This is a genomic window from Pseudomonas qingdaonensis, from assembly GCF_018398475.1.
GTDB classification, from domain to species: Bacteria; Pseudomonadota; Gammaproteobacteria; order Pseudomonadales; family Pseudomonadaceae; genus Aquipseudomonas; species Aquipseudomonas palmensis.
The window spans coordinates 1,388,945-1,397,652 of the sequence record NZ_CP074676.1; the positions used below are offsets into that span (position 1 = coordinate 1,388,945).

At 60.8% G+C, this 8,708-nt stretch carries 14 protein-coding genes; 12 read left to right on the top strand and 2 right to left on the bottom strand.

All coding sequences use genetic code 11. From position 1 onward, the window contains the following. Positions 1-4: 4 nt before the first annotated feature. The 8 genes from KH389_RS06355 to KH389_RS06390 all read left to right on the top strand — a co-directional run bounded on the left by KH389_RS06355 (position 5) and on the right by KH389_RS06390 (position 3,863). Positions 5-397 (top strand): protein singed, encoded by a 393-nt coding sequence (locus KH389_RS06355; RefSeq protein WP_213607059.1) that lies wholly within the window; start codon positions 5-7, stop codon positions 395-397. Between the two features lie 2 nt (positions 398-399). Next, the gene (locus KH389_RS06360; RefSeq protein ID WP_213607060.1) at positions 400-780 is read left to right on the top strand and encodes a glutamate 5-kinase; all 381 of its coding nucleotides are present in this window, start codon (positions 400-402) and stop codon (positions 778-780) included. Positions 781-782: 2 nt separating this feature from the next. After that, positions 783-1,211: an HK97 gp10 family phage protein gene (locus KH389_RS06365; RefSeq protein WP_213607061.1), complete on the top strand. Its 429-nt coding sequence runs from the start codon at positions 783-785 to the stop codon at positions 1,209-1,211. Continuing rightward, positions 1,208-1,615 carry a phage tail terminator-like protein gene (locus KH389_RS06370; RefSeq protein ID WP_213607062.1) on the top strand — a complete coding sequence of 136 codons (408 nt, stop codon included), beginning with the start codon at positions 1,208-1,210 and terminating at the stop codon, positions 1,613-1,615. Before KH389_RS06365 ends, KH389_RS06370 begins: the two co-directional genes overlap by 4 nt. Before the next feature lie 61 nt (positions 1,616-1,676). After that, positions 1,677-2,846: a phage tail tube protein gene (locus KH389_RS06375; RefSeq protein WP_213607063.1), complete on the top strand. Its 1,170-nt coding sequence runs from the start codon at positions 1,677-1,679 to the stop codon at positions 2,844-2,846. 57 nt (positions 2,847-2,903) lie between these two features. Further along, the gene (locus KH389_RS06380) at positions 2,904-3,419 is read left to right on the top strand and encodes a hypothetical protein (RefSeq protein ID WP_244988687.1); all 516 of its coding nucleotides are present in this window, start codon (positions 2,904-2,906) and stop codon (positions 3,417-3,419) included. 71 nt (positions 3,420-3,490) lie between these two features. Continuing rightward, positions 3,491-3,676 carry a hypothetical protein gene (locus KH389_RS06385; protein ID WP_213607566.1) on the top strand — a complete coding sequence of 62 codons (186 nt, stop codon included), beginning with the start codon at positions 3,491-3,493 and terminating at the stop codon, positions 3,674-3,676. 25 nt (positions 3,677-3,701) lie between these two features. Continuing rightward, positions 3,702-3,863 (top strand): hypothetical protein, encoded by a 162-nt coding sequence (locus tag KH389_RS06390; protein WP_213607064.1) that lies wholly within the window; start codon positions 3,702-3,704, stop codon positions 3,861-3,863. Here the strand turns inward: KH389_RS06390 and KH389_RS06395 are convergent. After that, positions 3,835-4,122 carry a hypothetical protein gene (locus tag KH389_RS06395; RefSeq protein ID WP_213607065.1) on the bottom strand — a complete coding sequence of 96 codons (288 nt, stop codon included), beginning with the start codon at positions 4,120-4,122 and terminating at the stop codon, positions 3,835-3,837. The two genes, KH389_RS06390 and KH389_RS06395, sit on opposite strands and share 29 nt — an antisense overlap. 170 nt (positions 4,123-4,292) lie before the next feature. Here KH389_RS06395 and KH389_RS06400 point away from each other — a divergent pair, with 170 nt between their 5' ends. Then, on the top strand, positions 4,293-4,589 hold the full coding sequence (locus KH389_RS06400; protein ID WP_078479706.1) for a zinc ribbon domain-containing protein: 297 nt from the start codon (positions 4,293-4,295) through the stop codon (positions 4,587-4,589). A gap of 61 nt (positions 4,590-4,650) precedes the next feature. Then, positions 4,651-7,347: a phage tail tape measure protein gene (locus tag KH389_RS06405; protein ID WP_213607066.1), complete on the top strand. Its 2,697-nt coding sequence runs from the start codon at positions 4,651-4,653 to the stop codon at positions 7,345-7,347. Positions 7,348-7,349: 2 nt separating this feature from the next. Here the strand turns inward: KH389_RS06405 and KH389_RS06410 are convergent, their stop codons facing one another. Next, the gene (locus tag KH389_RS06410) at positions 7,350-7,580 is read right to left on the bottom strand and encodes a hypothetical protein (RefSeq protein ID WP_213607067.1); all 231 of its coding nucleotides are present in this window, start codon (positions 7,578-7,580) and stop codon (positions 7,350-7,352) included. A 31-nt stretch (positions 7,581-7,611) separates the two neighbouring features. Between KH389_RS06410 and KH389_RS06415 the strand changes: the two genes are divergently transcribed. Both KH389_RS06415 and KH389_RS06420 read left to right on the top strand, forming a co-directional pair. Continuing rightward, entirely contained in the window at positions 7,612-7,950 is a 339-nt protein-coding gene (locus tag KH389_RS06415) for a phage tail protein (protein WP_213607068.1), read from the top strand. Between the two features lie 7 nt (positions 7,951-7,957). After that, the gene (locus KH389_RS06420) at positions 7,958-8,707 is read left to right on the top strand and encodes a phage minor tail protein L (protein WP_213607069.1); all 750 of its coding nucleotides are present in this window, start codon (positions 7,958-7,960) and stop codon (positions 8,705-8,707) included. The last annotated feature ends 1 nt before the right edge of the window (position 8,708 follow it).

Genomic DNA, 8,708 nt, shown 5'->3' on the forward strand with positions numbered 1-8,708 from the left:
CCTGATGGCTACCTACATCACTGTGGCCGACGTGGATAGCATCCTCGGGGCTGGCTGGGCGGCTGACGAGCACAAGGAAGAGGCGGCGTTCGAGGCGAATGCCTACCTGACTGCACTCAACCTGGTCGGCATAGACATGGATGACATACCTGACGATGTGAAGCAGTCCGGCGCCCGACTGGCTAAGTGCGCGTCCCAGGGCAAGCTGTACCAGCAGCAGACCGAGGGATCGCTCGAATCGAAGAGCGTTAAGGCTGGTTCGGTATCTACCAGCAAGACCTTCGGAACGATCGACAAGACCACCGCGGCCGCGCAGCCTGCCTGCGTGCAGCTGGCTCTGGCCCTGCTCACGCCTTGGCGCAGCAACCCGTTCGCCTTCGCTGTGAAGAGGGGGTAGAGATGGGTCTTCGCGACGATATCCAGGCCGACCTGGCCGAAGCCTTCGATGATGATCTGGCTGATGCTGTGGTTCCATTCACCGGCTCCTACCTGGTGCCTGGCGTGCGGGATCCGATCAGCGAAACGACTACTGCCCAGCCGGTCACATACACCGGGCGCGGCGTGCTCGACAGCTACGACAGCCGACGCATCGATGGCGTGAACATCCTGGTGGGCGATGTGCTGCTGATCTGCCTGGCCAACGAGGTCACGGATAAGCCGGCGGTTGGACACCAAGTCACGGTCGAAGACCTGCTCACCGGCCGCCAGGCCAAGTACCGAATCATCAGCCCCGGCATTGACCCGGCAAAGGCCCATTACGAGATCCAGCTGAGGAAGTGACAATGGCCAAGGGGAGAGGGTGGAGTACGCCGCCAAGTGCTTTTGCCGATGTGGTGGAGAGCGCGCTTACCCAGCGCTCCAGGGCGATCGCCATGGCCATGCTTGGAGAGATCGTCTACAAGTCACCGGTCGGCAACCCGAAGCTCTGGAAGAAGCCGCCGCCACCTGGGTACACAGGTGGCCGCTTTCGTGGAAGCCACATCGTCAGTGTCGGTGCTCCCGTCTACACGCAGACGACCAAGATCGACAAGAACGGCGCAGAAACGATAGCAGAGGGCAATCGCCAGCTATCAGGCCTCGAGCCTTTCACCGTAATTTACATCCAAACGAACCTACCCTACGCCGAAAAAATAGAGGAAGGCCACTCGACCCAGGCGCCGGGTGGCGTCTACGAAGTGGCATTTCACGGCGTCTCGCAGGCTTACTCATGACCTTCGAACAGATCCGCGCCATCGTCATCGGGCGAATGCAGCAGTGGGCTGGAATCCCGCCTGAGGATGTTGACCTTGAGCCAAATGGCGATGCGCCTTTCGATCCTGCCGGAAGGGACATCTGGGCCCGCCTGGCGGACGTACCCGGCCTGAGCAGCACGTCAGAGGTCGGTATCGGCCCCTGCGTGCGCCGGACCGGCATCATCATCATTCAACTGTTCGTGCCCAGCTACAAGGGTACCCTGGCCATCACCAAGGCCGCCGACACGCTGGTGCAGCACTTCGAGTTCTACAGCGACCCGACCGGGCCATTCGACTGCTACGCGGCCTCGGCCAGTACTGTGGGCGATGACGGCCACGGCTGGTATCAGGTGAACATCAGCGTGCCGTACCGTGCCTACTGAGCCCAGACCATCCACCGCCACATGGCGGTTTTTTTACGCCTATCGATAGGAGAAACACCCCATGTCCAGTGGTGCCAAGGTTGCAACAGCGTACATCCGAGAGGTCACGCCTGGCGTGACGCCGCCGGGCCCCTGGAGCGTGCTGACGCGGACCAGCTTCGGGGTTGGGCCCACCTACAACACCGCCGAGAACAACGAGATCGGCGAAGACCGCATGTCGCAGGGCACGGCACAGACCACCGTGGAGGTGGCCGGCGACGTCGGTACAAAGATGCGCTTCGGCGCGCTGGACGAGTTCATGGCATCCTGCTTCGGCAAGGATTGGGACAGCAACGTCCTGACCATGGGCAACGATCGCATCAGCTTCAGCCTGGGCTACTACGCCGCGGATGTCGGCATCGCCGGCAAGGCCACCGGCGCCCAGGTCGCCACCATGAACATCCAGGTGCCGAACGACGGCGAGATCGAGGTGACCACCACCTTCGCCGCGACCGGCTGGCAGGACAAGGACGACGACACCAACTTCGTCCTCACGCCAGTGGCTGAGGCGTTCCAGCGCCGATACGGCTTCAAAGACGTCTCAGGCCTCAAGCTCAACGGTGTCCAGGTCGGCGACAACAACGTCTGCGTCGACACCTTCAACCTGCAATTCGACAACGCCGTCCAGACCCAGCGCTGCATCGGCAACGGCAACCCATTCGCCGGCAACATCATCCCAACCATCTTCACCCCGTCGGGCAGCATCACCCTGAGCTGGTCGAAGACGGCCTACGAGCTGTGGAAGAAGCAGCAGACTGGTGACGCGATCAGCTTCGAGTTCACGCTGGGCAATGCCGATGGCGCCTATGACTTCCTGATCCCTGAGATGGAGATCAGCGGGTCCTGGCCGGATGGCGGCGCCACCGACATCATCCAAGTTGAGCTGACCTACACCGCCCGCCGCGTGTCGCCGACCATCACCCGCCGCCCGGCACCACCTGCGCCAAGCGGAGTGACCGTGGCCCCGGCGACTGCCAGCGTGGCAGAAGGCTCGACCACCAATCTGGCCGCTACCGTGGCTCCGGCCGGCGCGACCCAGACTGTCACCTGGTCCAGCTCTGATACGGGCAAGGCCACCGTTAGCGCCTCCGGCGTCGTGACTGGTGTGGCCGCCGGCGCCGCGACCATCACGGCCACCAGCACCGTGGATGGCACCAAGAAAGGCACCGCGGCGATCACCGTCACGGCGTAACCCTTCGCTCGGCGCACCCTGCGGGGTGTGTCGGGCCTTTTACCGCAGAGGAAGAACATGGGATTCACCATTGCTCGCAAGCCCGAGCTGGACCTCCACGGCCAGCGCTGGGTCGAGTTCGCCCCGGGCGCCAAGATCCTGGTTGGCTCCGTCGCCGACCCCGTATACCGATCCCACCGCGCACTGATCAACCGACACCTGGCGGCAGTCGACTCCCAGGCCGGCGTCGGCACCAAGCAGTTCAACGTCGCACAGATCCCCCAGGCCGAGATCGAGGTAGACGACGAGCTCTACATGGACCTGGTGGCACACCACTTGATCAAGGGCTGGGAGGGCGTCGACGTGGACGAGCGCCCGGGCGAGCCGGTGCCGTACACCCCGGAACTGGGCAAGGCCCTGATCGAGCAGATGCCAAGTGTCTACTTCCTGGCCCTGCGCACCGGCGTCGACATCGCCAACCGCGTCGAGGAGCGCATCAAGGAGTCGGTGGGAAAGCTCTCGCCGTCTACCGATGGGGCCGCGACTGGGCGGGCGAAGAGAACGAGAAAAAGCGCTGGAAACGCGAGCGCCTGAGCGGTGTAGGCGCGGTTCCGCCGGCCCCGGAGATTGATCCGGTCACAGACCAACTGCTCTACGCCTACAACGTGATCAGCAGGTCACGGCAGTACGTCGGCATGATGGCCGCGCCCGCGCCGATCACGGGGGGCATGGTCAGCGAGTACCTATCCAGAAACCCGACCGTCATCGATCACGACGAGCTCGAGGCCGTGGTGTTCGCCCTGGACGAAGAATTCCGCGCCAACTGGGCGGAGCAGAACAGCAACGACTGACGCGGCCAGGCCGCAGGAGATACGCATGGGTGAGAATGTTGATCTACAAGAGAAAGCCGACCTGTTTGAGCGCCGGCTGTTTAATCTTGAGTCCGCAGTTGAAGGATTTCATCGCGCCGACGAAGAGATCGCGGCTCAGGCAGACAAGCTGCAAAAGCTCATCGGCGAACTTTCGGTTGCTCAGTGAGAATCAGGCATGACGACTTTGCCGTTTCGATGACTTGGTTGTAGGTTTTGTTTTTTCCGCTTTCGTCCTCCTGACGGCCTTCGCGTAACTTTTCCAGCAGTTCGTTGAACAACGTTAAGTCGAGTGCGTCCTTTTTTCGAACTGCTGCGATCAATGACGCAATGATGTCGTCATGTGCTATTACCATCTCTCTAAGCGCATCGTTTGACACATTGACCTCCAGGTCATAAGCGCCGACATTGGCGCAGCCCCGGCCCATGGGCTTTCCGGCAACGGACCGGGGCGGTTCATTGGGAGGCACAACGCTACTACGCCCCGGCCCAGCCCGCGTACTGGCTTTCCGTCCAGGGTGGATGGGTGGACAGGGGTAGAGTGAGCGCCGGCGGCTGCCAGGCTGTGGTAGATTGACCTCATCAACAAGGAGGGCTCATGGAACTGTTTATCATCTGGCTGGCATTGGCTGGCGTGACTGCCTATTTCGCGAAGCAGAAAGGCAGAGATCCTGTTGGCTGGTTCATCCTTGGGTTTATCTTCCCAGCAATTGGACTTATCGCTGTATGGCTGGTAAATCCGCTGGGAGTGGACAAACAGAAGAGCATTGAGATCGCCAGGAAGTTTGGGGTCTCTTCGCTTTACCGGAAGTGCCCATTCTGCGCAGAGGTGGTGCAAAAGGAAGCCGTCAAGTGCAAGCACTGCCAATCAGACCTCGAGCCGGTCAAAGAGTGACCTGAGACCCAATGAAAATGAACCCGCAAAGCGCGGGTTTTTTTATGCCTGGAGATATTGCATGGACCAAGAATCGCGGCTAGCCGTAACGATTGACTCGCGCGGCGCGCAGCGTGACGCAGCGTCCATGAGAAGAGAGCTCGAGGCTCTTGAGTCATCTGGTAATAGTGTAGCGCCGGCAATGGACAAGGCTGGCGCATCTATCGAAGGGGCCGGGCGACGTTCTGATGCCAGTTCAAGAAAGGTCGGCGGCCTGGCTGCCGAGACTGATAAGTTACTCGGCGTCGTGGGAGGACTGGCTGCACCCTTTGCGGCCGCGTTCAGCGTTACGAAAATTGCTCAGTATTCAGAGCAGTACACCAACCTCACAAACCGCCTGAGGCTCGTGACCGAAGGAGCTGAGCAACTGGCATATGCTCAGCAATCAGTGTACGAGGTCGCCCAGAACGCCAGGCAGCCACTTGAGGCAATCGCTCAGGTTTATCAGCGCATTGCTCAGAACGGGCGCCAGCTTGGGCTTAGCTTTGCCGACGTTGCAAGTGTTACCGAGACCGTAGCCAAAACCGTTGCCCTGAGCGGGGCCAGCACGCAGGCAGCAGATGCCGCCATGGTTCAGTTCGGCCAAGCCCTAGCGTCTGGGACACTGCGGGGGGATGAGCTGAACTCCATCCTTGAGCAAACCCCTGCACTCGCACAGGCCATCGCGCGCGGCCTTGGCGTGACTATTGGTCAGCTCCGAGCCCTTGGATCAGAAGGAAAATTGACATCCGAGGCCATCGTAAAGGCCCTGCAGGACCAGAAAGAACAGGTTGATCAGCTCAGTTCCAGCTTGAACATTACAGTTAGCCAGGCGATCACTGCCTTCAACAATTCGCTCGTCGCCACCGTGGGACGCCTGGATGAAGCCGCTGGCGCAAGTAGCCGACTAGCAACTGGTATCGCGTCCCTGGCAAGAGCCATGGATGGATTCAACTCCGGCGAGTTCCTCGACTTCTTCCGGGCTGACAAACAGACCGTCGCGGGCCTCAACAACGAGTTGAGCGTCACGTTGTCCGGTATTCGAGATCTGCACGACGTTCGGTCCCGACTGGCAAAGGACGATCCGAGCGATACTGTTTTCTTCAAGTTCAAGTTCTACGACCGCAAGGAAATCGATGCGCAGATCGCCGAACTGGAGGGTAAGGCCGGAACCATTCGGACGATAGTGTCCAAAATGGAGAAGGCAGCGGCCGGTACCGGGTCGCAAAAGCCGCAGGGCGAGAACCCGGTGTCGCCAGTCAACGCGGAGTACGAAAAGCTCCTCGCCAACCTCAAGAAACAGGCCGCCTTACAGGGGGAAAATAGCGAGGCTGCCAAGGTTCGCTATGCCATTGAGACGGGCGAAATAGGGAAGTTGCTTCCGGAACAGGAAAAGCTGCTCCTCAAGTACGCCGAGGAAAAAGACGCAAAGGTTGCAGCTGATAAGGCCTCGAAAGCGGCAGCCGCGGCAGCCGCCAAAGCCAATTCCGCTGCCTTGAAGGGCGTACCGGAGGCTATGAACACCTTCGCCAAGCTCTACGCTCAGTACGATCCAGCGGCAGAGGCGGCGCGGGCACTGTCCAAGGAGCAAACCCAGCTTCAGCTTGCCCTCGACAGGGGCAAGATCAGCCAGGAGGAATACGGCAAGGCGCTGGCCCAGGCCTCGATCAACTACGCGGCCGCGATCAAAGGCGCACAAGGCCTGACCCAGGCGGAGCAGTACCGGGCGCAGATGGAGCGCAGGCTGGCTACTGAACGGATGGAGTATGCCGCCAAGGCTGACGCCGTAGGCATGGGGCAGAAGGATGCTGCGCGGATGCAAGAGCGCCTGCACCTTGAGCAGGAGACCAACAACCGCATCCTCCAGTTGCAGACTGAGCTGGCGAACGCCAAGGGCGAGAAGCAGCGTCAGGACCTGCAGGCTCAGATTGACCTCGAGCGTGACTACTTGGGCAAGCGCGTGGCGGTGCAGCGAGAAGGGTGGGCACAGCTTGACCAGGCCCAATCGAGCTGGAGCGCCGGCGCGCGCGGTGCATTCCAGGACTACCTGGACAGTGCCAGAGACGTTGCTGGCCAGTCGCGCGCGTTCTTCACCAACGCCTTCAGTTCCATGGAGGACGCGGTGGCGAACTTCGCCATCTCGGGCAAGCTCTCGTTCTCGGACTTCACAAAGTCGATTCTTGCTGATATGGCCAGGATCGCCACGCGGCAGGCGGCTACTGGCATTTTTGCCAGTATCGCAGGGAGTGCGATCGGGGGATGGTTCAGTGGCGGGGCAAACGGGCTTGCATCCGGGAGCGCGGGTGAAGTTTCGTCCAAGCTAGGAGCGTCTGCCGCAGGGTACTCTACCAAGTTCGGCTTCTCGGCTGGCGGCTACACCGGCGACGGCGGCAAGTTTGAGCCGAAGGGCGTTGTCCATGGCGGCGAGTTCGTCGTGCGCAAGGAAGTCGTCAGCCAGCCCGGCATGCGCGACCACCTGGATCGGCTGAACAGGAAGGGCTATGCGTCTGGCGGCTATGTGTCTGATGCGCCATCGGTCAGCACAGGCTCAAGCGGAGCGCCCGTAGTGGTGAACATCAACATCAGTAAAGACGGGGATACGGCTGTCGAATCGAAGGCGCCGATGATGGATCAATTTGGTAAGGAAATTGGGGCATTCGTAGAGGCGAAGTACCGAAAACTGTTGAGCATGGACCTGCGTCCTGACGGCGCCATTGGCAGGACCATGCAGAGGCGATAGAGCTACTTCAGCTCATTCCGGACTCGCTCAAGCAAAAGGCGCTCAAGCTCATTGAACGTGAGTTCGCGAGCGCCTTCGCACTCGAAGGAGATGCTGACAATCGAGCCGCCTTGTCCGTCTGGCATTTCAAAGACCATGTCAATGTCCCCGGCAATACTGGTCTTGCCCATATCCGGGACATTATCAAGCACCGTCACGCTTTTTACTGTCAGCTTCATTTCCATCTCATCCATTGATGTAAATCCTAAGTTTATCGGTAACTCCATGGCCATTGAAACCTTCACCTGGTGCGTGCATGCGCAGTCAGCCGGGGCGACGAGCTATGCCACCAGGTCGAGCAGGTTCGGCGATGGCTACGAGCAAATCACCGCTGACGGCCTGAACAACGTGTCCGAGGAATGGAGCATTTCCATCAGTGGACGTGGCGCCATCATCAAGCAGATCAAAGCGTTCCTCGATCTGCACGCTGGCGCCAAATCCTTCCTCTGGACGCCGCCCCTTGGCGAGCTGGGCCTGTACTTGGGCGGCGCGCCAAATGTCAGTGGCGGCGAGGGTGACTACTACACCCTGACCTCTACCTTCAGACAATCCTTCCATCCATGAGGCCCGCATGAGCCTGATCAAAGACATCCAGCTGCTCCAGCCGGGTAGCGAGGTGCTGCTGTTCGAGCTTGACGGCTCGGACTGGGGCGCCGACATCCTACGTTTCCACGGGCATGCGATACCGCACTCGCCAGCGGAACTGGCGGCGGCCGGCGTCAACGCAGACCAACTGCCGGCCAAGTCGATCTGGTGGCAGGGCAATGAGTACGGTGCGTGGCCCATTCAGGTCGAGGGCATCGAAGCGAACTCGGACGGGACCGCAGTGCGCCCGACGATCTCGGTCGGCAACGTCAACGGGCGGATCACAGCCTTGTGCCTGGCCTTCGACAACCTGCTGGAGTTCAAGCTGACGATTCGGCAGACGATGAAGCGGTACCTGGACCCGATCAACTTCCCGGGAGGCAACCCAGAGGCAGACCCGACGGAGGAGAGTACCGAGGTCTGGTACATCGATCAGAAGGTATCCGAGAACGGCACCACCGTGTCGTGGGAGCTGGCCAGCCCCGGCGATGTCGGCGGCGAGAGCATTGGCCGCCAGATGACGCAGCTTTGCCACTGGGCCATGACGAACGGCTACCGGGGGCCGAACTGCGGATACACCGGGCCGTACTTCGACTTCGACGGCAACCGCACGGATGACCCGGCCAAGGATCAGTGCAACGGTTGTCTCGACACTGGCTGCGTGGTGCGCTTCGGCCAAGGCAACCAACTGCCCTTCGGCGGCTTCCCTGCCGTCTCCCTGATCGCCAGGAGCTGAT